Raw genomic sequence first — 21,081 nt, forward strand, 5'->3', positions numbered from 1 at the left:
AGATAATTCCTTAGATCATGTTGGCGTGATTGATTTTAATGGGGTTCAAGGTACGACTCTATTTTTTGATGAATTAAATATAGCAGAGGGCGGATATTTGGTAATCAAAAACCTTGGGGATAATAGTATTGCTGGGCACCACCACCGTTCTTCGAATTGGGAAAAACTCCGGAGTATTACCATCGAGATAGGTGGAAAATTAATGGAGGTTCGCCATTACTGGCAGGGTAATCATTGGTCGTGCTGCGAGTGGGCTCCCTATGATCTCATCGTGCCTACATACAACCTGTGGACTCCCATCCCCGAGCCCGGCACTTACGGGCAAATCTTCGCTGCCCTGGGAGTCGGCGTAGCCTCGTTTCGGCGAAAGAGAGGGGGGAAACGCCTATCCTGATAGGCTCTGTGCAAGAGGTGCTCGTTCAGGCGAGCACGTTTTTGGGAAACTACGCGGATAGGGTTGGAGCGCCACTGGCCTCGCTGTGGCTTTTTACCGAATAGCGCGCAAGACCCCGCCCTCAAGGGCGAGGTCTTGCGCGCAACTCGATAAAACGCTCTTTGGCTGCGCCCTCGACATTCGGTTTGGAGCCCGATGCTCTGCGCAGCAGATGAAGATTTATTTCATGGGGATTTGCGGGACGGCGATGGGAAATGCGGCGCTACTCGCGCGTGCTAGCGGGCACGAAGTGCTGGGGAGCGATGCGGGCGTATATCCGCCGATGAGTACGGTTTTGCACGAGGCCGGCATCGCCATTCACGAGGGCTATGCTGCCGGACGGCTGGCGGCGCTCGCGCCCGACTTGGTGGTAATTGGCAATGCGCTTTCGCGTGGGAATCCCGAGGTCGAGTGGCTGCTCGATTCGCGGCAAATCCCCTATACCTCGCTGCCCGCTTGGCTGGCCGAGTTTGTTCTAAAAGGCCGTCGTCCGATTGTCATTTGTGGCACGCATGGGAAGACTACGACGAGCGCGTTAACGGCATTTCTGCTGCGGGAAAATGGGCGCGATGCCGGGTTTCTGATTGGCGGTGTGCCTGTTGAGCCGCCGGTGGGGCAGCATCTCGGGGAGCCGAGCGAGCCCTTTGTCATTGAGGGCGACGAGTACGACAGTGCGTTTTTTGACAAGCGCAGTAAGTTCATCCACTACGCGCCGCAGATCGCGGTGCTCAACAATCTGGAGTTCGACCATGCCGATATTTTCAGGGATTTGGCGGACGTTCAGCGTAGTTTTAAACACCTTACACGGATCGTTCCGAGCAGCGGCTATATCGTGATGAATGGGGATGACGAAAACCTTGCTGCGCTCGGGCCGATTGACTGGACGCGCGTTGTCCGGGTGGGGACGGGCGCGCATTGCGAGGTGCAGTTGGTCGATTTCTCAGAGGATGTGAATGGGGCGGCCTTTTCGCTTTTTTGGCGCGGCGAAGTGTGGGCTAAGGTACGCTGGGCACAGCCGGGCATTTTCAATGCCCGCAATGCCGCGATGGCCGCGACTGCGGCGGCGCTTGCCGTGTGTCCGGATAGTCCGAGCAGCTTCGACCTCGGCGGGCTTGCACGGTTTCGCGGTGTGCGCCGCCGGCAGGAGCGGCGAGTGGATACGCCCGAGCTCACCGTGATTGAGGATTTCGGCCACCACCCGACTGCGATTGCCGAGACCTTGCGCTCGCTGCGTGCGCGCTACCCGCAGCATGTGCTTTGCGCGGCCTTTGAGCCGCGCAGTAATACGGCGCGAACGAGCGTGCTTTTGGAGGGCTTTATCGCGGCGCTGAGCCTGGCCGACCGTGTGTATTTGGGGGCGACTTTTGAGCCGCGTGTTGAGGGCGCGGCGCGTTTTGACACGGCGCGAGTCATTGAGGAACTGGCTAAAAAGGGAGTGGTCGCGAAGACTGCGACTCGTGCGCTAGCGCAGTCGGCGACTCGTGCGCTAGCGCAGTCGGCGGGGTGGCGTGAGGCGTTGTTGGAGCTGATGCTGCAGGAGACTTTGCCCGCGCTTGGCGAGAGTAGTGAGCCGGGGCGGTTGAATCGGTCGCCGCAGCTAGTCGTGTTTTTTACGAGCGGCTCGTTTGCTGGGATTATTGAGGACTACGTGTCGGCGGCGAAGGCCTTGGCTCAATGATTCTGGTGATACGAGCTGTGCCATTTGTGCAGGCACAGCCAGCTTAGCCCGAGGACGGTGCATACGAAAAGGAAGCCGAGCAGGCAGGTAAGCCCTGCTGTGGCGAAGAGTGCGGCGTATTTGCCTTGGGAGCTAAAGAGGACGGCTTGGAAGCCGAGTCCACCGGCCCCGCGCACGGTGCTGCCCGCTGTGTAATCGCCCACAAGTGCGCCGATCGGTGCGAGGACGGCGGCGATACGCAGGCCGGTAAAAAAATACGGGAGTGCACCGGGCAGCCGCAGCCGCCAGAGGGTTTGGGCTTCGGTTGCACGATAGAGTTTGAAGAGATCCACGAGTCCGCGATCCGCCGAGATGAGCCCTTGGGTCGTGTTTACGACGAGTGGAAAAAAACACATCAGGAAGGTGACCATGACGACGCTCGGCAGGCCGGGCCCGACCCAGAGGATGAGGATGGGCACCATGATGATGATGGGCGTCATCTGCAGAATCATGAGGTAGGGGTAGAGACTGAGCCGGATGAGTCGCGAAAGCGAGAGCACTACCGCGCACGCGACGCTCGCTAGGATTGCTAGGCCGAAACCGAGGAGGGCGGCTTGTGTGGTGTTGAGGATGGCACGGGTGAGCAGCGCAAAGTTGTCGCGTAGTGCCGCGAGGACTTCGTGCGGCAGCGGGAGCAAGAAACGTGTCTCCGGCGAGAGCCGGTGCCAGAGCCCATACCAAAGCGCGATGACGAGTGCACCGGTCGCGCACGGGTAGCCGATTGTTCGCAACTTGTTTCTCATGAGGCGGTTGCCGTTTCGACGTTGCGAAGGAGGCGAGAGACTTCGGCGACTTGGGCTTGGTAAGCGGGGCTTAGGCGTGTGTCGGCGTCGCGTTCGCTGGGGAGTTTTATTGAGACCTCGTGGACGAGTTTTCCGGGGTTGGCACTCATGATAAAAATGCGGTCGGAGAGGAAGACGGCTTCGGCGACCGAGTGCGTGACGAAGAGCCCGCACCAGCGTTGCGCGGCGTGCAGTGCGAGGAGTTCTTCTTGGAGGTGCTCGCGGGTCATCTCGTCGAGTGCGCCAAAGGGTTCGTCGAGGAGGAGGAGCTGCGGCGAGAGCGTGAGGGCGCGTGCGATTGAGACGCGCATTTTTTGGCCGCCGGAGAGTTCGTGCGGATAGGCGCGCGAGTGCTCGGTTAGCCGGACGAGCGCTAGGAGAGCTTTTGCCGTTTGTGGCCTTTGCTTAGTTGAGTGGCTGCGCAGCGTTTGCGGGAGCGCGACGTTGGCCTCGACTGTGAGCCAAGGCAGCAGCGTCGGATCTTGGAAAACGAAGCCGACCTCCGTGTGTGGCGCGAGTTGTAGTGTGCCTGTGGTGACAGGGAGGAGCCTCGCGATGAGTCGCAGGAGGGTGGATTTTCCGCAGCCACTCGGGCCGATGAAGCTGATGAACTCGCCGCGGCGGGCTTTTAGGGAGAGTCGATCGAGGACGAGCGAGCTGTCGCCATTTTTATACCGATGGCTGAGCGCGCTAAATTCGACGATGGGGGCTGCAGTGTTTGAACTCACAGGTTATCGAGGGCGATCCGGGCTGCGGCAAAGTCTGGGGCGAGTGTGAGAGCGGTTTCGTAAGCTTGGCGGGCTTTGGTTTTCTCGCCCACCTTTGCAGCGAGTTGTCCGAGTGTGTAATGGGCGAAGGCGTTGTCGGGATTGTCGATTAGGAAGGCCTCATAAACCTCGATAGCGCGTGCGGTGTCGTTTGAGCGTAGATAAAGGTGGGCGAGGAGTCGGGTGCCACGCTCTGCGTCTTGCGCTCGAATCTGCTCCGCTTGAGCGAAGGCTTTCGCGATTCCGCCACCGAGGAAGCTCGGTGCTTGGCGGTAGTAATCGACCAGTCCCTCGCGGGCATCGAGATTGCTCGGGTCGAGTGTGACGGCGTGTTCGAGCGTGCTGCGGACTTTGCGTGCGAGACCCGGCTTTTTGAGTGTCGCGGCCTTATCAAGGGCGAGTGCGTAGGCCGCACCGAGTTCGGCGAAGTAGCCGCTGTTACTCGGGGCGAGTGCGGTCGCGCGTTCTAAGTGAAAAATCGCATCCCGCTCGTCGCTGCGCTTTATCGCGATCCGACCGAGGTAGTAATGGATGCGTGGGTTGTCCGGTTCAGTGGTCGAGCCCAACTCCTCAAAGGCACGCCGCGACTCGGGATAACGCTGTGCCATGAAGAGTGCTCGCGCTTCCTGAAATGCGGGAGAGTCAGGGCCGGCGTTTCCCCCCGCAGCCGACAGCAGCGGTGTAAAGAGCAAGCAGACGAGTAATAACAGGGAGCCAGCGTAGGGCATGATTCGCGCAAAGACTGCGCCAGCTTTCGCGCGGGCTTCCAGAACTTAATGGTTAAGGCTGGAGCGCCGGCCCTCGCGTCAGCGGGGAGCACCTGTTGCCGTGCCTCGTCATATCCGCGAGGTGCGCGGCACAGGCAGAGCAGCATGCCTTACTCGTAGCGCAGAGCGTCGATTGGGTCTAGGAGGGCGGCTTTGCGGGCCGGGTAGTAACCAAAGAAGATGCCGACTGCGGCACTAAAGAGGACGGCGATTAGCATGGCGTCGGTCGACACGAGGGTGGGCCATCCGTTGAGCCGCGACATGAGTTGCGAGAGCCCGATGCCGAGGGCGACCCCGAGTAGTCCGCCGAAGGCACTGAGGACGACCGACTCGGTGAGGAACTGGAGCATGACGTCGCGGCTGCGCGCACCGATGGCGAGGCGGATGCCGATCTCGCGCGTGCGCTCGGTGACGCTTACGAGCATGATGTTCATGATGCCGATGCCGCCGACGAGGAGCGATACGCCGGCGATTGCCCCTAGGAGCAGTGTCATGGTGCGGGTAGTGGCAGTGGCCGCTTCGGCGATTTCGACTTGGTTGCGCACGGTGAAGTCGACGCGCCCGCCCGGGCGGCGTTCGGCAAGGAGGTCTTCGATGGCTTCTTGGATGCGGGGCATGTGCTCGGGCGCATCGGCTTGGACGAGGATGGAGCTGAGGTTTCGTTGCCAACTGAAGCGGCTGAGGTAGCTGGTGATGGGCATGATAACCACATCGTCTTGGTCTTGGCCGAAGGAGTTGAAGCCTTTGGGGCTTAGGGTACCGACGACGCGGAAGGGGGAGTTGAAGATCCGGATGCTTTGGCCGACCGGGTCTTCGTCAGGGAAAAGCTGCTCGACGACGGTTTGGCCGATGACGACAACCTTGGCGTAGCGGTCTTGGTCTTGCTCGGTGAACATCGCGCCTTCGGCGAGGGGCCAACTGCGGATTTGGAGATAGTCGACTTCTTCGCCGAGGACTTGGGAGCGCCAGTTTAGCCCGTTTGCGATGAGTTGGGCCATGCCGCGCATCTCGGCACTGACACCGATGACGCCGGGGATTTCGTTCGCAATCGCTTGGGCGTCAGCTCGGGTGAGCGTGCTACTGCTGCCCCAACCGCCACGGAGGCCGCCAGTGGTGCTAGTGCCTGGCCAGATGAGGATGACGTTTTGGCCAAGCCCTGCGATTTGGGCTTCGACTTGAGATTTGGCCCCGTTGCCGATGCCGACCATCGCAATGACGGCGGCGACGCCGATGATGATCCCGAGCGCGGTGAGCGCGGAGCGCATGACATTGCGCCGGAGGGCTTGTAGGGCGATAGCGATGGTGATTCCGAATCTCACGGGTGACGTGTTTTGGAGCTAGGGGCGTAGCCTTGGCAGGCGTTAGGCGGCTTTGGGAGTGGCTGTGCTCGGCATTTCGTCCTTGGGGGCGTTGGCAAGGTAGCGGCGCAGCTCTTCGTCGGCGAGTGTGCGTGGCGATACGGTCGTGTCACTGACAAGGAGGCCGTCGCGCACGAGGAGATCGCGTTTACAGAAGCGGGCGATGTCGGGTTCGTGGGTGACCATGATGATGGTCATCCCGGCGTCATTGAGCCGCTGGAAGACGCCCATGATTTCGATGGAAGTCTTGCTATCGAGGTTGCCTGTGGGCTCGTCGGCGAGAAGGAGCTGGGGCTGATTAGCGATGGCGCGGGCGATCGCGACGCGTTGTTGCTGGCCGCCGGAGAGTTGTGAGGAGTAGTGGTGTGCGCGTTCGGCGAGGCCCACGATTTCGAGGCTGCGCAGGGCGCGTTCGCGGCGTTCGGCTTTGGGGAGGTTTTCGGCACCGTAAAGCATGGGGAGCTCTACGTTTTCGAGGGCGGTGGTGCGGGCGAGCAGGTTAAAGCCTTGGAAGACGAAGCCGAGCTTGTGGTTGCGGATGTCGGCGAGTTCGTCGCGGTCGAGGTGCGAGACGTCCGTGCCGTCGAGCAGGTATTGTCCCGACGTGGGGCGGTCTAGGCAGCCAAGCGTGTTCATTAGCGTGGACTTGCCCGAGCCGGAGGCACCCATGATGGCGACAAATTCGCCGCGCTCGATTTTTAGCGAGATGCCGCGCACCGCGTGCACGGTGGCCTCGCCCGAGGCATAGGTTTTGCGAATGTCGTGGAGTTCGACGACGGGGGAGGTGCTCATCGGCGGCGGGTGGGGGCTTGGGGCGCGAAGGGGTTACTGGCGGAGGCCGCGGGAGTGCTGACCGCCTTGGCGGCTTTGCCCGAGGTGATGAGTGCACTGGTGACGAGTTTGTCGCCAGCCTCTAGGCCTTCAATTACCTCGGTAATGGTGCCGTCGGTGATGCCGAGTTTGACGGTCACGGGGAGGACTTCCGGTTTTTGTGCAGAGCCGCCGAGTTTGTAGACAGTGCGGGTCGTGACGGCATCGGCGTCGGGGCTTTGCGGGCTACGGCGACGCGTGCCGAAGCCTCCGGGGCCTCCGGGCGCGCCTGCTGCGCCACTGCCGCCCGCCATTCCGCCCGGGAGGGTGATGCCGCGCTCTTTGGCGAGTTCTTGCATGCGGGCGCGGACTTCGGGCGAGGGCGCGCCGCTGCCGGGAGTGAAGCCGGCGTCGCGCATGAGTTGCTGCATGGCGTCTCTATTATTGGGCGCCGGGCTCGTGGCCCCCGTGGTCGAGCTGGTCGTTTCTGCGGGAGGGAGCAGTGCGGCGGGGACGCGGGCGCGCAGTGCACTGTTGGCGAGGCGCAGGGTGTTTTGGCGTTCGGCGACGATTACCGAGACGTTGGCCGTCATGCCGGGCTTGAGCTTCAGGTCGTCGTTGGTGACTTGGATGATGGTTTGGTAGTTAACGACGTTCGACGAGGTGGTGGGTGAGTTGCGGATTTGGGTGATGCGGCCGCGGAACTCGCGATTGGGGAAAGCATCGACGGTGAAATTGACGCGCTGGCCTTCGACGATTTGCCCGATATCGGCCTCGGAGATGAGGGCGTTGATCTGCATCTGGGTGAGGTCGGCGGCGATGATGAAGAGGACGGGAGCGTTGAGGCTGGCGGCGACGGTGCGCCCTACCTCAATTTGCCGGTCGAGGACGATGCCGTCGACGGGTGCGTAGATGGAGCAGCGGTCGAGGTCGACACGGGCATTTTCGACGCTGGCTTCGCGGGTGAGCAGATTCGCTGCGGCTTGCTTGAGGTTGGCCTCGGCTTGGTCGAGCTCTTGCTGGGAAACTAGGTTTTTCTCACGGAGTTCGCGGGTGCGCTCGGTGTTGAGGTGCACGAGGGCGTAGCTGGCTTGCGAGCTGGCGAGGTCGGCCTCGACTTGGCGGAGGCGTTGCTCGTAGGTCGCGGGGTCGATTCGAGCGATGAGCTGGCCCGCTTTGACCGGCGAATTAAAGTCAACGAACACATCAGTGATGAGCCCGGAAACTTGGCTGCCGACTTGGATAGAGGTGACGGGCTCAAGCTGGCCGGTGGCAGTGACGATCTGGGACATATCACCGCGCTCGACGGTCGTCGTGGTAAAGACGGCACTGGCTTCAGCACTGCTTTGGGTGCGGAGCCAGAGCCCAAAGCCGAGCCCAGCGATGACGAGGAGAATCAGGAGCTTGCGGACGGAGGAGGAGCGTTTTTTGCGGGCCATGCGGCGAAGGAGCGTGTGGGTAGGTTTTGAGGGACTTGCGAGAGCTCTAAAACTAGCGGGGCCTGCCCCAGCAGAAGGGCAGGAACGGCGGCTAAGACGGTGGGCTCTGCAAGTCGGTGACAGAGACTCGTCGCATTTTTTTGGAGCTGCGCTTGTCTTTTTAAGACCGCAGTGCGGGGCGCATTCCTACCTGAATAGGCCCGAGATGCAGTTAGGGCCTACTCTACTGGCTGGAGGCGGCACTGGGCAGTGCCAGCGGGCACTGCGCCAATAAAAAAAGCCAGCGACTCTCAGTCGATGTGGCCGCGCGCTTCGGCGGCGCGTTTGAGCGCGGTGGCCACGATGGGGGGGACGAAGTGGGTGACATCGCCGCCGTATTTGGCGACTTGTTTGACGAGCGTGGAGCTGGTGTAGCTGAATTGCTCGCTGGGCATCACAAAGAGGGTTTCGAGCGTGGGCTGGAGGTGCCGGTTCATGAGTGCCATGTTAAACTCGAACTCAAAATCGGAGAGCGCACGCAGTCCGCGGATGATGGCTTGGGCTTTTTGCTCGGAGGCGAAGTTAACGAGCAGTCCGTCGAAAACCGTCGCGCTGACATTGGGGATTTCCCTAATCGTTTCCTCCACCATAGCGAGTCGCAGCTCGGTGCTAAAGAACGGAGCCTTGGTGGAGCTGCGCGCGATAGCGACGGTGACGTGGTCGAAGAGTTTGGCGGCGCGGTGCAGCACGTCGAGGTGACCATTGGTGATCGGGTCAAAGGTGCCTGGGTAGATACAGTGGCGCATGGTGGTATTTTGGAGAAGTCCGCTACTTATAAGAAGATAAAGTGAAGTTTGAGGCTGCGCAGGCTGGAGGCTGAGCTGACCTCGCCGCCGAAGAGTTCGAGGTGAAGATCGATCGAGCGGTTGAAGGTCCGGTTCCCCTCGGTGACTAGTTCGTGTTTGTGGCGGATGAGGTGTTCTTGGCGTTTTTCGCGGCGGTCGGGGCGTTCATTGCCGTTGCGATCGCCAAAAAAGGTGAGGGCCACCCCGTCGTAGTAAAAGTGCACTTTTACGGTCTCGTCGCTGCGCCAGCTCTTGCGCGAGTTGCGCTTCATTTTGAGTTCGAGCCGGTAGAAGTTTTCGCCGAGCGGGTAAACGATGGGCGGCGCATCGGGGGACAGGGTGTAGTCCTTTTTGCCAATATTGGCCTGTGCGTGGAGGAGCCGGAGGTCGAGCGGCGCGGGGGCCGAGATGGGGTAGCCGCCTTGCGGTAAGGGTTGAGCGCGGGCAACGCCTGCTGTAAAGGCCGCAGCGGTGCAGGCGAGTAGCGCGAGGAGGAGCCGGTGCGCAAATGGTGCGAGTCGGCGCAGCGTGTAACTTGGAAGGAGGAGTCGGGAGTGATTCATGGCGGAGTTCGGGGCGGGGGGCGAAAATGTGGGGAGTTGGCAGGGAGGCTAGCCCGCCTAGCGGGCGGGGGAAAAGAAATAGTTGAAGGAGCTTGGTGCCGTGTGTGTCGTCGTGCTCAGCGTGCGCTTTAACCTGCCCAATATTCTCACGATCTCTCGCGTGCCTGCGCTTTTCGCCATCGTGGCGTTGATGTATGGCGACTTCCGCTGGGGCGCGACTTTTGCGTTTTGGCTATTTGTCGCTGCAGCATTTTCCGACTGGCTCGACGGGAAGCTGGCGCGCAGTGGTGGGCAAGTCTCCACCTTTGGCCGCTTCATGGATGCGGTGATTGATAAGGTGATGGTGGTCGGGTTGATGGTCGCGCTGGTGAATGGCGGCTACTTCGTGCAATGGCGGACGACCGCGATGGTGCTGCTGCTGTGTGTGATCGGGCGCGAGTTTATCATTTCGGGGCTGCGGATGGTCGCCGCGAGCAAGGGGGTGGTGGTCGAGGCCGACGCAGGCGGGAAATTGAAAACCTTTATGCAGCTCAATGCAATCGGCTGGCTACTCGCCTGGCGGATGCTGGCGCATAACTTTATCCCCGAGCCGCACGGGCTGGGGCTGCAAGTAGTGCACACGATCGGGCTCTTGTTTTTCGCTGCGTCGGTGCTGCTAGCACTCACCTCCGGCTGGTCGTATTGGCGCAAACACGGCTATGTCGTCCGTGACTGAGTTTTCCGTCCTGCCGTTTTTATAACTTAACGCCTTTCGCCGCGCCGCCTTAGCCCCGTGTTCCCGTTTTCCGATGTCGCTTAAACAACCCGTTTGGCCACGTTTTCTATCGACTGCCGCCGTGCTCAATTGCGCGACACTTGGACCGCTGGGCCGTCGATTGCCCGCGCCGGGCACTTGGGGGAGCCTCGCGGGACTGTTGTATTTTACTGTGTTTTTTGCGGGCCGCTACGGTGTGGTCGGGACTTTTTTGCTAAGTGCGATTGGGGTTTATGTCGCAATCGGCGTGTGCGGCGAAGCGGAGTTTCGGCTTGGGCGGCGAGACCCGGGCGAAGTGATTTTAGACGAGTTTGTGGTTATGCCCTTGTGTTTTCTTGGCTGGCCGATGCTCGCGCACAACGTGCCGAACTGGATGGTATTCTTGGCCGGTTTCGCGCTCTTCCGGCTCTTTGATATTATAAAACCTTTCGGCATAAAACGCCTGCAAAGCCTTCCCGGTGGCTGGGGTGTCGTGTTGGACGACGTGGCCGCCGCACTCGCCACCTGCGCCACATTGCACGGACTCGTCGCACTCGCTACGGGCTTGGGCTGGCTCGACTAGGCCGATTTGGCGGCGAAATCGAGTGGGGCCCTTTGGCTTTTGAAACGGGAACAGACCCTAGCGATTGTGCTCTCGAGCATCGGGGGAGCTGTTATTCCTGCCTCGGGTCAGATTCTTGAAGACCCGCTCCCACATTTCTTTACGGCGCAAACTCCGTTGCCGCTCGCCCTTGTAAAAGCAAAAAAGCAAGCCCTAGGGCTTGCTTCTTTTATGATAAACTAGGTTTGAGGGTGCGCGCTTAGCCTTTGACGGCCCCTCCGGTGAGGCCCGCGATGAATTCGCGTTGTAGGAGGAGGAAGATGCACATGACGGGCGCGATAGAGACAATCGTCCCTGCCATGATGAGGCCGTAGTCGGTGCCGTAGATGCCTTTGAGGCTGTTGAGCGCGACAGAGAGAGGTTGGAGGTCAGGGGATTGGAGGATAATTTGAGGGCTAATGAAGTTATTCCATGTGCCCATGAAGCTGATCATGAGGTAGGCGCCCATCATGGGGCGGACGAGCGGGAGCACTAGGCTGAAGAAGATGCGCGCTTCGTTTGCCCCGTCGATACGGGCGGCTTCGAGGAGTTCGCTCGGGATGCCGTTGAGCATGGCCTGGCGGAAGAGGAAGACGCCAAAGGCGGGGGTCAGGCCGGGGAGGATTAGGCCGGTGTAGGTGTTGAGGAGGCCGAGTTGGTAGAGGAGTTTAAAGCCCGGGGCGAGGAGCAGTGGGCCGGGGATGATGAGGGCGACTAGGACGACCATCGTCACTGCTTCGCGGCCTTTGAACTGGAGTTTCGAGAGGGCATAGCCGCCCATTGAGCAGAAGAGGACGGTGAGGCTAGAGGTGACAGAGGAGAGAAACAGCGAGTTAAGCATGGCGCGCGAGATCTTCAGCTCGGTGAAGAGGCGCACGAAGTTATCAACGGTGATGCGATCCCAGCCGATGCCCAGGAAGCCGTCACCGGCTGGGAGGAAGAGGGTGGCCGCGTAGTCGAACTTGGTCTTCAAGGCCCCCGCGAGCATGTGCGCAAAGGGGATGAGTGTGATGACCGCGAAAACTACGAGCATGGTGTAGACGGTGATTTCGACGATACGTTTAACCTGTGTGACAGTCATGGCGCGTGTGTGGCTGTGTTTGGGGCTTTGGAGGCGTGGGGGCAGGGGGGGATTTCAGTCTTCTTTGCGCTTCATTATGCGACGCTGAATATAGGCGACACTCATGAGGATGAGCGCGAGTACCCAGCCGATGGTACTGGCGTAGCCGAGGTCGCCGGTTTGGAAGCCCGTCTGATAAAGGTACATCACGATAGTGAGGCCGCGGTTATCGGGGCCGGCGGAGTCGCCAAGCATGATCCAACTGAGTTCAAAGAGTTGGAAGCTGCCGATGATGGACAGGAGGGTGACGAAGCCGGCGACAGGGGTAATCTCGGGCAGGGTAATGTGCCAGAATCGGTGCCAAGGTCCGGCGCCGTCGATTTCTGCGGCTTCGAGGAGTTCTTTGGAGACGTTTTGAAGGGCGGCGAGGAAGTACACCATGTTAAAGCCCGCATACATCCAAGTGGAGGCGATGATGAGGGCGGTCATGATGTAGTTTTGCGTCCATGCGAAGTCGGGATCCCAAGCTGAGGTGATGTTGTGGAGCATCACGTTGAGGAGGCCGGTGCGTCGCTCGAAGATGGGCGCAAAGAGCATCGCGACAAAAGGGAGCCCGACGAGCGAGGGGGCGAAGAAAGTGAGGCGGAATAAGGCGCGGCCTTTGAGGCCCGGGCTGTTGAGCAGGATCGCGAGGCCGAGGGCGATGGGGAGTTGAAAGGCCAGCGTGCCAACGGCGAATTTTACCGTGTTGGCCGTGGCTTTCCAAAAGAGCGGGTCAGAGAGAAGGAACTTAAAGTTGTGCAGGCCGACCCACTGGGAGTGTCCGGGCCCGTAGGTTTGCTGCATGGCAAGCACCATCGAGTGAATCAGCGGCCAGACGGCGAAGAGACCAAATAGGCCGAGGAAAGGGGTCAGAAAAACCCATGGCGCGTAGTTCCAGCGTGTCGTCATAAAGGGGAGGGTATTTTTTCGAATTATGGGGTTAACCTTACAGCCGTTAGTAACGTAGGGGGACGGCTGCTTATAAAAAGACAAAGGGCTGCGTCATCTGGGGGCACTCGCACACACCGGAGTCAGCAGAACAAGCGGTGAGGTAGAGAGGGGCATGAGAGTAACTTTGACGGAGTGGGGAGGATGAAAAGGAGGGGACCCGCGCGAAAGGCGCAGACTCGGAAAGCTACTAGTGCTTTGTCAACATGTACTTAAGCGGTAGTAATTGACTTCGAGGGGAAAGGGGAAAGTCGGAGCGTAGAGATGTTCTCTTCTGTGAGGCAAGAAATAGAAAGTGGCTGCGTAATGTTATGGGGGAGTGAGTTTGCTTCGCGTGGATTACTCTTCCCATAGGGTGTTTCGGGACATGAAGAGGATGAGTTCAGACTGGGCTTTCTCGAGGAGACGCTGGGCTTCGGGCACGAGTGCATCAATATCGTAATTCTCATTGCGGTCGGCGTAGGCGCGCAGGGCCATCGCAGCGGTGCTGATGGCCTGCTCGGCACTGGTGGTGTAGGGGGAGGCGGTGCGGATGGGGATTTGTGGCGCGTAGTCGATGTAGAGGCGCCCGATTTTTTGGCCGCCGAAGAAGGGGTCTGGCTGGTCGTAAAATGGGGCGTCCCAGAGTGCTTTTACCGGGGAAATGATGCAGTTGGTCGCGAAGAGTTCTTCGGCCACTTCGGCAGAGGTGTAGAGGTAGAGGGCGAGCTCCCAGGCGAGGTCGATTTGCGTACTGGTTTTGCTGATGCCCATCATACAGCCTTGGGCGACGGAGACTCGCCGGCCGCCGCGTTCCCATGCCGGTAAGGGCATGACTTTGAGTTTTCCGCTGAGACCGGGGTTTTCGATTTTCCAGTGGCCGAGCATCCAGTCCGGGGCGATGGTGCCGATGACTGCGCCGTCTAGGCGTTGGCGATGGCCGGAGGCACTGGAGGGGGGGACTTCGAGGCAGCGGCGATTTGGGCCGGTGACCCAAGTGATGAGGGTGGCGAGGAGGCGGGCGTTGCGCGCGTTGGCGAAGGCGGGGCGGTCATCGGCGTCGAAGATTTCGCCTCCGTTTTGGAGCATGAGGATGATGATTTCGGTGGGGCGGATTTCGGAAAATTCGAGGAGGTAGCGGTCGGGGCGACCGTCGCCGTCGTGGTCGGCCATGAGCGGGGCCATGACGCGGAAGTAGTCGTCCCAAGTTTCGATTTGGGAGACGTCGATACCCGCGGCTTCGACTAGGTCGGCGCGATAGGCGAGGAGCACGGGGTGGACATCGTGCGGGAGGCCAAAGATGCGTCCGCGCGAGGTATAGGGGGCGAAGGAGGCTTCGTTGAACTGGTCGTAGACGCCCTCGGCGTGGAGCCGATCGGTGAGGTCGAGAAAGCCGACTTGGTCGAGTGGGCCGAGGAAGGCTTTTGGCGAGACGATGGAGCTGACTTCGAGCAGGTCGGCTACGGGCGTGCCGGAGAGGAAGCCGGAGAGCATGCGGCGCTCGAAGGCGCTTTGGTGAAGGAGCTGCATGTCGACGCGTTTTTCGGGGTGGCGGGCGTTCCACTCGGCGACTTTGGGCTCGTAGGCTTCGTAGTGGCGGATACGCATCGTCCAAAAGGGGAGGCCCTCGCGTTTCTCGCTTGGGGTGAGGGCGACGATAACGCTGGTGACGATGGCGATAAAGAGGATGAGGATGCGGCCCGAGGGCAGGGCACGGGCGAGACCTGTTTTTTTCGATGTGGGCGATTGCGCAGAGGGCGTGTGCGAGGAAGTCATTGTTGCGGAGAGCGAGTGCTGAGCTAGCGGTGGGTGAGTATGAGGGGCGGCTTCCTTTGGGTAAGTCTCACTGCGAGTGCTGCGGCGAAGTAAGAAAGACGTTTCGCGAGATGAGTTTTTCGAGGCGGGCTTGGGCCTCTTGTAGGAGGCGGAGCGCTTCGGTCTCTAGCTGAGGGATGTCGTAAACGGCGTGTTGGTCGGCGTAGCTGCGCAGGGCCATCGCGACGCTACCGATGTAGTCTTCGGCAGTGGGATTGTAGGGGGAAGAGGGGCGGTGCGGGACGTGGGGTGCCTGCTCAATGTAGAGCCGTCCGCTAGGCTGGCCGCTAACGAAAGGGTCTGGCTCGTCGTAAAAAGGTGCAGCCCACAGCGCTTTTACCGGAGAGATTATGGAGCTGTCGCGGTAAGTCTGCTCGGCGACTTCGATCGAGGTGTAGAGGTATTTTAGGACTTCCCAGCAGGTCTCGATGTGGGGGCTGCGTTTGTTGATACCGATCATCGTGCCGCCGCGGACGCTGGTGCGGCGGCCTCCGCGTTCCCAAGCGGGTAGAGGCATGAGTTTAATTTTTCCGCCGATTTGGGGATTCTCGACTTTCCAATAGCCGAGCATCCAATCGGGCATGATAACGCCGACGACGAGGCCCTCTAGACGTTGGCGGTGCGCGGCGAGGCCGCTGGTGTTGGACGTGACGCGGTTGGGGCCGGTGATCCATGTGGTAAGGGTGGCGAGGGTGCGGGCGTTGCGCGGATTGGCGAAGATGGGGCGGTCGTACTCGTCGAAAATCTCTCCGTCGTTTTGGAGGAGCAGCATGATGATTTCCGAGGTGCGGTATTCGGAGAGTTCGAGGAGGTAGCGGTCGGGGCGACCATCACCGTCGAGATCTTGTATCAAGGGATGCATGACGCGGAAGTAGTCGTCCCAAGTTTCGATTTGGGAGACGTCGATACCGGCGGCTTCGACGATGTCGGCGCGGTAGCAAAGGAGCGCGGGGTGTACGTCGTGTGGCAGGCCGTAAATGCGTCCGCGAGAGGTGAAAAAGGAGAAGGAGGGCGCGTTGAGCTGCTCGTAGATGCCCTCGGCGTGGAGCCGATCCGTGAGGTCGAGGAAGCCGACTTGTTCGGGTGGGCCGAGAAAGGCCCGGGGGATGACACTCACGTCGGACTCCAGCAAGTCGGCGAGTGGGGTTTCGGACAAGAAGCCGGAGAGCATCCGCCGCTCGAAGGCGCGGGTGTGAAAGAGTGTGGCGGCGACTTGTTTTTCGGGGTGCCGGGCGTTCCACTCGTCGAGTTTGGGCTGATAGGCTTCGTAATGGCGGTGTGCCGTCAGCCAAAATGGGATACCGCTGCGCTGCCGGGCGGGAAGCAGCCAGACGAGTGCGGAGCTAGCAAGCGCGAGCGCAAGGATGACGACTATGCCTGGGGAGAGGAGTTTTCCAGAGAGCGATGAGAGGAAGCGGGGGCGCGATTGGCTGAGTTTCTTATCCGGTGTCGATTCGGTTTGGGGCGGGGTAGAGTGGGGCATCGGGGCTTAGGGGGTTTGGGAAAAGAGGTTTCGCGCGATTTGTTTTTGGAGTGCGGCTTGGGCTTCGGAAAGGAGGCGGAGCGCCTCGGTCTCGAGGGCGGCCACGTCATAAGTTTCGGTGCGTTCTGCGTACGCTCGCAGGGCCATTGTCACGTTGCGGACGTATTCACTGGCCAAGCCTGCGTAGGGGGATGAGGGCTTGCGTGGTACATGCGGGGCTTGGTCGATGTACATGCGTCCGACGATTTGGCCGCCGCAGTAGGGCTCGGGCTCGTCGTAGATAGGGAGCGACCAGAGGGCTTTGACGGTGGTGATAAGGGAGTTTTCCCTAAAACTCTGCTCGGCGAGTTCGGCGGACATGTAGAGGTGCTTGGCGAGTTCCCAAGCCTGCTCGATATGTTCGGCGCGTTTGTTGATGCCGATCATTGTGCCGCCGTTTATAGTCGTACGGCGTCCGCCGCGTTCCCACGCGGGCAGCGGCATGAGTTTGATTTTTCCGGCGAGTTGGGGGTTTTCGACTTTCCAAGAGCCGAGCATCCAGTCGGGGAGGATCATCCCGATGACGATGCCCTCGAGCCGCTGGCGATGTCCGGCGGCGGTGAATAGGGGGACGTCAATGGCGGCCTGTGCGGGCCCGGTGAGCCAAGTGACGATAGTGGCGAGGGCGTGGGCGTTGCGCGGGGAGGCGAAGGCGAGGGCGTCGTTTTCGTCGAATAGGAGTCCGTCGTTTTGGAAGAGCAGCGAGATGATGAGGCCGGTATCGTTTTCGGAGAGGTTGAGGAGGTAGTGGTCGGGGCGTCCGTTGCCGTCGTGGTCGGCCATCAGCGGGCGCATGATGCGAAAGTAGTCGTCCCAAGTTTCGATTTGGGAGACATCGATACCGGCGGCTTCAACAAGGTCGGCGCGGTAGGCGAGGAGCACCGGGTGCACGCTGCGCGGCAGGCCAAAGATGCGCCCGCGCGAGGTGAAGGCGGAGAAGGAGGGTTCGTTAAATTGCTCGTAGAGCCCCTCAGCGTGGATCCGGTCGGTGAGGTCGAGGAAGCCGACTTGATCAATGGGGCCGAGGAAAGCCTTGGGGGCAGTGCCGTCGTTGAGTTCTAGGAGGTCGGCAACTGGAGTTCCGGCGAGGAAGCCGGAGAGCATGCGGCGCTCAAAGGCGCGGTCGGTGATGAGCTGCATGCCGAAGCGTTTTTCGGGGTGCTTGCGATTCCACTCGGCGATGACCGGCACGTAAGCGCGGTGTATTTGCGTGGACATTACCCAGAAGGGGATGCCCTCGGGATCTTTGGCGGGGATGAGCGCGACGATGACGCTGGTAACGACGGCAATCGCGAGGATGACGAGCGCGCCGAACGAAAAGACAGTACGGGAGAGTTTTTCGCGCAAGCTGGGGTGGGGAGGCGCAGCTTGGGGTGGCGGCTGTGTTGTCATGGGGCCGGAGGTTAACGCGCGATTGTCATTATGACAATCGGGGGGACTTACGGAGCTGCCGTTGGGAGACAAGGGGCGCCGGCACCGCGCGCGCATTTTCTTTTCAATTCGCACACTTAAGAACTTGCGGGGCCTGTGCTTTCGCTTTCAGCGTGCGCTCCGTTGTTTTCTCAGCAAAGGCGCGGTAGCCAAGTGGTAAGGCCGAGCTCTGCAAAAGCTCTATGCGCCGGTTCGATTCCGGCCCGCGCCTCCAACGATTGTCTTTTCGTCGGCTTTTTTCACCTTAGCGGGCCGCATTTGCGGGCTGTTTTTTGAGTGGGAGGGGCGACAGCTAGTCGCTGCGGAGGAGACATTGTCTCGTATACCCCACCCCAAACACACATTGTACATGAAGACCGCGCCTAAGTTTAAGAAGGCTTCGGATATTAAAGTCGGTGTCGTCGGCTACGGCGGCGCTTTTAGCATGGGGAGGTTACACCTTAACTCCATGAAGGAGGCGGGGATGACCCCTTATGCAGTGGCTGAGCCGGACAAGTCACGGCTCGCCGTGGCCGCCGAGGAGTTCCCCGGGATCGAGACCTACGCGAGCATTACAGAAATGCTCAAGAAGTCGGCGGTAAACCTCGTGGTCCTCATCACTCCGCACAACACGCATGCGCCTCTCGCACTCCAGTGTCTGCGTGCAGGTCGCCATGTGATCAGCGAGAAGCCGCTGGCTCTGACGACTAAGGAGTGCGACGCGATGATTGCCGCCGCGAAGAAGGCGGGTGTCATGCTCTCCACTTACCACAATCGACACTGGGATGGCTGCGTGCTTAGTGCGCTAGAGACCTTGCGCTCGGGGGCGATCGGCGAACTCGTGCGCGTGGAAGCGCGTATGGGAGGCTGGGGCAAGCCGGGCGATTGGTGGCGCAGCAGCCGCTCAATCTCCGGCGGGATTCTCTACGACTGGGGAGTGCACTTGCTCGAATATACGCTGCAACTGGTGGACTCGGAAATCGTTGAGGTCAGCGGCTTCGCTAAAAACGGCTTCTGGGCTAAACAAACCAAATGGAAGTCCGATACGAACGAGGATGAGGCCCAAGCAATCGTGCGCTACAAGAGTGGCGTATGGTCGAGCCTGCGGATGAGCTCCATCGACTCTAGTCCGAAGCCCGGCTTCCTCGAAATCACGGGCACTAAGGGCACGATCCTCGCCGAGGGCGACATGAAGCTCATCGTGAAGTCGGAGAGCGGTACGACGACCACTCAAGTGAAGTGCCCTCCTAACCAATGGGATAAGTATTACGCGAATATCTCTGCCCACCTCGCTAAGGGCGAGCCACTGATTATTACGCCCGAGTGGTCGCGCCGCCCGATTCACATCATCGACCTCGCAATTCAGAGTGCGAAAAAGGGCCGCAGCCTCACGGCGAAGTACAAGTAGAGCCCCTTCACGGACTCGTATTTACACGGCGTGTTGGGTGTCGCCGCCACCGTGTGTTTCGCTTTGCGGCCCCAATAAAAAACCGGCTCTGTTTGGAGCCGGTTTTTTCGTTTCTTGTTCTTAGTAAAATCGCGTTCCGAAAATCGGGCTTACAGGCTTCGGCCTTTAAAGGTGATCTCGGCGACACCGGACTTGTCGAGTCCGCCCAAGCCGCGCGCGACGAGCCGTTCGTATTGTTGTTTTGCGGCCGAGGCGAGCGGGAGCGGGAGCCCCGCCTCGACGCCGAGCGTCCACGCGATGCCACTGTCTTTCGCGGCGTGCGCGGCAGAGAAGTAGCACTCGTGGTCGCGCCGCTGCATGTCTTCGCCATCGGTTTTAAGGACATGGGAGGCGGCTCCTGTTTGCGAAAACACTTCGCGCAACATGTCGAGGTCGAGGCCCAGTGCTTCGCCGAGCCCGAGCCCTTCGGCGAGGCCGGCCGTGTTGATGTTCATGACCATGTTGACGAGAGCCTTCACTTGGGCGGCTTGGCCAGTCCTGCCGATGTAGCGCAGCGAAGAGGAGAGCGTTTTGAGGATGGGTTCGGCGCGGGCGAAGTCCGTTTCGGCACCGGCACACATTAGATAGAGAGTGCCTTGGCGAGCTTGGGGAATGGAGGAGGCCATGCAGGCTTCGAGGGTTGCGGCCCCGGCTGCTTGGGCGCGTCGCTCGACTTCGACATGAGTCTTGGGGCTGATGGTCGCACAGTTGATGAAGAGTTTTCCCTGGGCGCTGGTGAGGAGCGTATCAGTGTTGTTACCGGCCTCATCGAAGAGCGAGAGTTGTGCCGCGTCGTCCGTGACGACGGTAAAGATAATGTCTGCCGCCGCCGTGACCTCGGCGAGCGTTTCGGCATGTTTCGCACCAATCTCTTTGGCGAGTGCGGTGGCGTTTTCGCTGTGGGCGTCGTAGACGGCAGTGACGGCATAGCCGCAATCTACGAGTCGGCGGGCCATGTTGCCGCCCATGCGGCCTACTCCGACGAGGGCGATTTTTTCAGATTTTTCGGACATATGTGTTTTGAGTATTGAGTGTTTTGAGGGGATGCGAGCGGAGGCGGGGAGAGACGGGCCTGTGCACCTAAGCGGGGGAGCGCGTCAACGGGCAGCCCTCTATCTATCGCGCGAAGAAGGGATTATATTTTTTCTCTTGGGCAACGGTCGTGAGCGGGCCGTGACCAGGGGCGATGATGGTGTCTTTGGGCAGCGTCATCAGTTTCTCCTTATTGTGGTGGAGTTGGTTCCCGAAGTGGCTGGGGCTGCCGCCCATTGAACACGAAAAAATGGAGTCGCCGACGATGGCCAGCGGCCAGCTAAGTCCCGTGATGTAGAAGCTGCTTTGTCCCGGAGAGTGTCCCCAGGTGTAGAGCGTTTTGATGGCGATCTCGCCGAGGTGGAATTGGGCGTTTTCTTTAAAAGTCCGCGCATCGGGGTGCTCGACGGGCTCGCGCTCGCTGGCCCAGACCTCGGCACGGGGGGCCGCTGCGGCGAGGCGCTCGAGGTCAGCGATGTGGTCGCCGTGCGTGTGAGTGAGGAAGACATAGTGCAGGTCGAGCCGTTCGTCGCGGAGGACGTCGAGCATGGCCTGGCAATCCGAGCCGGTGTCAAAGGCTGCGGCCTGCCGCGTGCGCGTATCCCAGACGAGATAGGCGTTTACGGTCATGTCTTCGTAGGCGGTGTTGAACATCGCGAAGCCACGTGGGAGCACGGGTTGCTCGGGGTACCACGCTTTTTTCGCCAGAACTTCGAGCGCGTCAGGGCTGAGGTTGAGGTGACGGGCGACGCGACGGATGACGCCGTACAGAGGAGTGCCACTTTTTACGGCGGCGAGCTGATCGGCAGTGATTTCGGCGCGGGCGGCGAGGTCTTCGTCGCTGATGCGCAGCCCGCGCTGCGTCTTGTTAATCACATCGTCAAAATTGTCCTCAATCGGTATTCTGGGCATAGGGCGCAGACGAGTAATGCGCACTCCTGCGGAGGGCAAGCGGGGGCCTGTGATTTTTTGCAAAGAAGGAAGATCGGGAGCGTGGGAGGCACCTGAGCGCGATGGCATCCGACGCTAGAC

At 60.4% G+C, this 21,081-nt stretch carries 20 protein-coding genes and 1 tRNA gene; 6 read left to right on the plus strand and 15 right to left on the minus strand.

The genetic code is table 11. The annotated features are described in order from the left end of the window. A partial coding sequence (locus tag AXK12_RS09460) for a PEP-CTERM sorting domain-containing protein (protein WP_231863589.1) occupies positions 1 to 394 on the plus strand: 394 nt, incomplete at its 5' end. Positions 395 to 605: 211 nt separating this feature from the next. Then, entirely contained in the window at positions 606 to 2,111 is a 1,506-nt protein-coding gene (locus AXK12_RS07265) for a UDP-N-acetylmuramate--L-alanine ligase (RefSeq protein WP_068712961.1), read from the plus strand. Here the strand turns inward: AXK12_RS07265 and AXK12_RS07270 are convergent. From AXK12_RS07270 to AXK12_RS07305, 8 genes are all read right to left on the minus strand, one after another. Beyond that, positions 2,105 to 2,893, minus strand: coding sequence for an ABC transporter permease (locus AXK12_RS07270; protein ID WP_068712963.1), 789 nt, complete (start codon positions 2,891 to 2,893; stop codon positions 2,105 to 2,107). The genes AXK12_RS07265 and AXK12_RS07270 overlap by 7 nt on opposite strands. Then, positions 2,890 to 3,660 (minus strand): ABC transporter ATP-binding protein, encoded by a 771-nt coding sequence (locus AXK12_RS07275; protein WP_068712965.1) that lies wholly within the window; start codon positions 3,658 to 3,660, stop codon positions 2,890 to 2,892. Before AXK12_RS07275 ends, AXK12_RS07270 begins: the two co-directional genes overlap by 4 nt. Then, a complete protein-coding gene (locus AXK12_RS07280; RefSeq protein WP_068712967.1) occupies positions 3,657 to 4,427 on the minus strand; it encodes a tetratricopeptide repeat protein in 771 nt (256 codons plus the stop codon). The genes AXK12_RS07275 and AXK12_RS07280 overlap by 4 nt, the downstream gene beginning before the upstream one ends. Positions 4,428 to 4,576: 149 nt before the next feature. Continuing rightward, a complete protein-coding gene (locus AXK12_RS07285) occupies positions 4,577 to 5,785 on the minus strand; it encodes an ABC transporter permease (protein WP_231863590.1) in 1,209 nt (402 codons plus the stop codon). A 42-nt stretch (positions 5,786 to 5,827) separates the two neighbouring features. Further along, complete coding sequence (locus AXK12_RS07290; protein WP_068712971.1) at positions 5,828 to 6,616, minus strand: ABC transporter ATP-binding protein; 789 nt, start codon at positions 6,614 to 6,616, stop codon at positions 5,828 to 5,830. Next, on the minus strand, positions 6,613 to 8,073 hold the full coding sequence (locus AXK12_RS07295; RefSeq protein ID WP_068712973.1) for an efflux RND transporter periplasmic adaptor subunit: 1,461 nt from the start codon (positions 8,071 to 8,073) through the stop codon (positions 6,613 to 6,615). The genes AXK12_RS07290 and AXK12_RS07295 overlap by 4 nt, the downstream gene beginning before the upstream one ends. A gap of 290 nt (positions 8,074 to 8,363) precedes the next feature. Next, positions 8,364 to 8,858 (minus strand): pantetheine-phosphate adenylyltransferase, encoded by a 495-nt coding sequence (coaD, locus tag AXK12_RS07300; protein ID WP_068712975.1) that lies wholly within the window; start codon positions 8,856 to 8,858, stop codon positions 8,364 to 8,366. A 26-nt stretch (positions 8,859 to 8,884) separates the two neighbouring features. Next, a complete protein-coding gene (locus AXK12_RS07305) occupies positions 8,885 to 9,460 on the minus strand; it encodes a hypothetical protein (protein ID WP_068712977.1) in 576 nt (191 codons plus the stop codon). A gap of 82 nt (positions 9,461 to 9,542) precedes the next feature. Here AXK12_RS07305 and pgsA point away from each other — a divergent pair, with 82 nt between their 5' ends. Then, entirely contained in the window at positions 9,543 to 10,175 is a 633-nt protein-coding gene (gene pgsA / locus AXK12_RS07310) for a CDP-diacylglycerol--glycerol-3-phosphate 3-phosphatidyltransferase (protein WP_231863591.1), read from the plus strand. A gap of 73 nt (positions 10,176 to 10,248) precedes the next feature. Beyond that, positions 10,249 to 10,776, plus strand: a complete 528-nt coding sequence (locus AXK12_RS07315; RefSeq protein ID WP_068712979.1) for a phosphatidylglycerophosphatase A family protein — start codon at positions 10,249 to 10,251, stop codon at positions 10,774 to 10,776. A gap of 238 nt (positions 10,777 to 11,014) precedes the next feature. Here AXK12_RS07315 and AXK12_RS07320 read toward each other — a convergent pair whose 3' ends face one another. From AXK12_RS07320 to AXK12_RS07340, 5 genes are all read right to left on the minus strand, one after another. After that, entirely contained in the window at positions 11,015 to 11,875 is an 861-nt protein-coding gene (locus AXK12_RS07320; protein WP_068712981.1) for a carbohydrate ABC transporter permease, read from the minus strand. Positions 11,876 to 11,929: 54 nt separating this feature from the next. Further along, the gene (locus AXK12_RS07325; RefSeq protein WP_068712983.1) at positions 11,930 to 12,805 is read right to left on the minus strand and encodes a carbohydrate ABC transporter permease; all 876 of its coding nucleotides are present in this window, start codon (positions 12,803 to 12,805) and stop codon (positions 11,930 to 11,932) included. 378 nt (positions 12,806 to 13,183) lie between these two features. Then, a complete protein-coding gene (locus tag AXK12_RS07330; protein WP_068712985.1) occupies positions 13,184 to 14,599 on the minus strand; it encodes an ABC transporter substrate-binding protein in 1,416 nt (471 codons plus the stop codon). A 67-nt stretch (positions 14,600 to 14,666) separates the two neighbouring features. Next, a complete protein-coding gene (locus tag AXK12_RS07335) occupies positions 14,667 to 16,121 on the minus strand; it encodes an ABC transporter substrate-binding protein (protein WP_068712987.1) in 1,455 nt (484 codons plus the stop codon). 6 nt (positions 16,122 to 16,127) lie between these two features. Next, the gene (locus AXK12_RS07340) at positions 16,128 to 17,552 is read right to left on the minus strand and encodes an ABC transporter substrate-binding protein (RefSeq protein ID WP_197457021.1); all 1,425 of its coding nucleotides are present in this window, start codon (positions 17,550 to 17,552) and stop codon (positions 16,128 to 16,130) included. Between the two features lie 178 nt (positions 17,553 to 17,730). Between AXK12_RS07340 and AXK12_RS07345 the strand changes: the two genes are divergently transcribed. Next, a tRNA-Cys gene (locus AXK12_RS07345) sits at positions 17,731 to 17,805 on the plus strand. A 135-nt stretch (positions 17,806 to 17,940) separates the two neighbouring features. After that, positions 17,941 to 18,978, plus strand: a complete 1,038-nt coding sequence (locus AXK12_RS07350; RefSeq protein WP_068712991.1) for a Gfo/Idh/MocA family protein — start codon at positions 17,941 to 17,943, stop codon at positions 18,976 to 18,978. A gap of 149 nt (positions 18,979 to 19,127) precedes the next feature. On the opposite strand, the gene AXK12_RS07355 is transcribed toward AXK12_RS07350, so the two are convergent. Both AXK12_RS07355 and AXK12_RS07360 read right to left on the minus strand, forming a co-directional pair. After that, positions 19,128 to 20,030: an NAD(P)-dependent oxidoreductase gene (locus tag AXK12_RS07355; RefSeq protein WP_082782732.1), complete on the minus strand. Its 903-nt coding sequence runs from the start codon at positions 20,028 to 20,030 to the stop codon at positions 19,128 to 19,130. 103 nt (positions 20,031 to 20,133) lie between these two features. Continuing rightward, positions 20,134 to 20,961 (minus strand): MBL fold metallo-hydrolase, encoded by an 828-nt coding sequence (locus tag AXK12_RS07360; protein WP_068712993.1) that lies wholly within the window; start codon positions 20,959 to 20,961, stop codon positions 20,134 to 20,136. Between the last annotated feature and the right edge of the window lie 120 nt (positions 20,962 to 21,081).

The sequence above is a fragment of the Cephaloticoccus capnophilus genome, assembly GCF_001580045.1.
Lineage (GTDB): Bacteria > Verrucomicrobiota > Verrucomicrobiia > Opitutales > Opitutaceae > Cephaloticoccus > Cephaloticoccus capnophilus.

What these genes read in the sequence shown, in the direction of transcription:
- AXK12_RS07295 (WP_068712973.1), bottom strand. Translation starts at nt 8,073, where the DNA reads ATGGCCCGCAAAAAACGCTCCTCCTCCGTCCGCAAGCTCCTGATTCTC.
- AXK12_RS07270 (WP_068712963.1), bottom strand. Translation starts at nt 2,893, where the DNA reads ATGAGAAACAAGTTGCGAACAATCGGCTACCCGTGCGCGACCGGTGCA.
- coaD (WP_068712975.1), bottom strand. Translation starts at nt 8,858, where the DNA reads ATGCGCCACTGTATCTACCCAGGCACCTTTGACCCGATCACCAATGGT.
- AXK12_RS07335 (WP_068712987.1), bottom strand. Translation starts at nt 16,121, where the DNA reads ATGCCCCACTCTACCCCGCCCCAAACCGAATCGACACCGGATAAGAAA.
- AXK12_RS07325 (WP_068712983.1), bottom strand. Translation starts at nt 12,805, where the DNA reads ATGACGACACGCTGGAACTACGCGCCATGGGTTTTTCTGACCCCTTTC.
- AXK12_RS07340 (WP_197457021.1), bottom strand. Translation starts at nt 17,552, where the DNA reads ATGACAACACAGCCGCCACCCCAAGCTGCGCCTCCCCACCCCAGCTTG.
- AXK12_RS07350 (WP_068712991.1), top strand. Translation starts at nt 17,941, where the DNA reads ATGAAGACCGCGCCTAAGTTTAAGAAGGCTTCGGATATTAAAGTCGGT.
- AXK12_RS07330 (WP_068712985.1), bottom strand. Translation starts at nt 14,599, where the DNA reads ATGACTTCCTCGCACACGCCCTCTGCGCAATCGCCCACATCGAAAAAA.
- AXK12_RS07320 (WP_068712981.1), bottom strand. Translation starts at nt 11,875, where the DNA reads ATGACTGTCACACAGGTTAAACGTATCGTCGAAATCACCGTCTACACC.
- AXK12_RS07360 (WP_068712993.1), bottom strand. Translation starts at nt 20,961, where the DNA reads ATGCCCAGAATACCGATTGAGGACAATTTTGACGATGTGATTAACAAG.
- AXK12_RS07315 (WP_068712979.1), top strand. Translation starts at nt 10,249, where the DNA reads ATGTCGCTTAAACAACCCGTTTGGCCACGTTTTCTATCGACTGCCGCC.
- AXK12_RS07280 (WP_068712967.1), bottom strand. Translation starts at nt 4,427, where the DNA reads ATGCCCTACGCTGGCTCCCTGTTATTACTCGTCTGCTTGCTCTTTACA.
- AXK12_RS07265 (WP_068712961.1), top strand. Translation starts at nt 606, where the DNA reads ATGAAGATTTATTTCATGGGGATTTGCGGGACGGCGATGGGAAATGCG.
- AXK12_RS07305 (WP_068712977.1), bottom strand. Translation starts at nt 9,460, where the DNA reads ATGAATCACTCCCGACTCCTCCTTCCAAGTTACACGCTGCGCCGACTC.
- AXK12_RS07290 (WP_068712971.1), bottom strand. Translation starts at nt 6,616, where the DNA reads ATGAGCACCTCCCCCGTCGTCGAACTCCACGACATTCGCAAAACCTAT.
- AXK12_RS07355 (WP_082782732.1), bottom strand. Translation starts at nt 20,030, where the DNA reads ATGTCCGAAAAATCTGAAAAAATCGCCCTCGTCGGAGTAGGCCGCATG.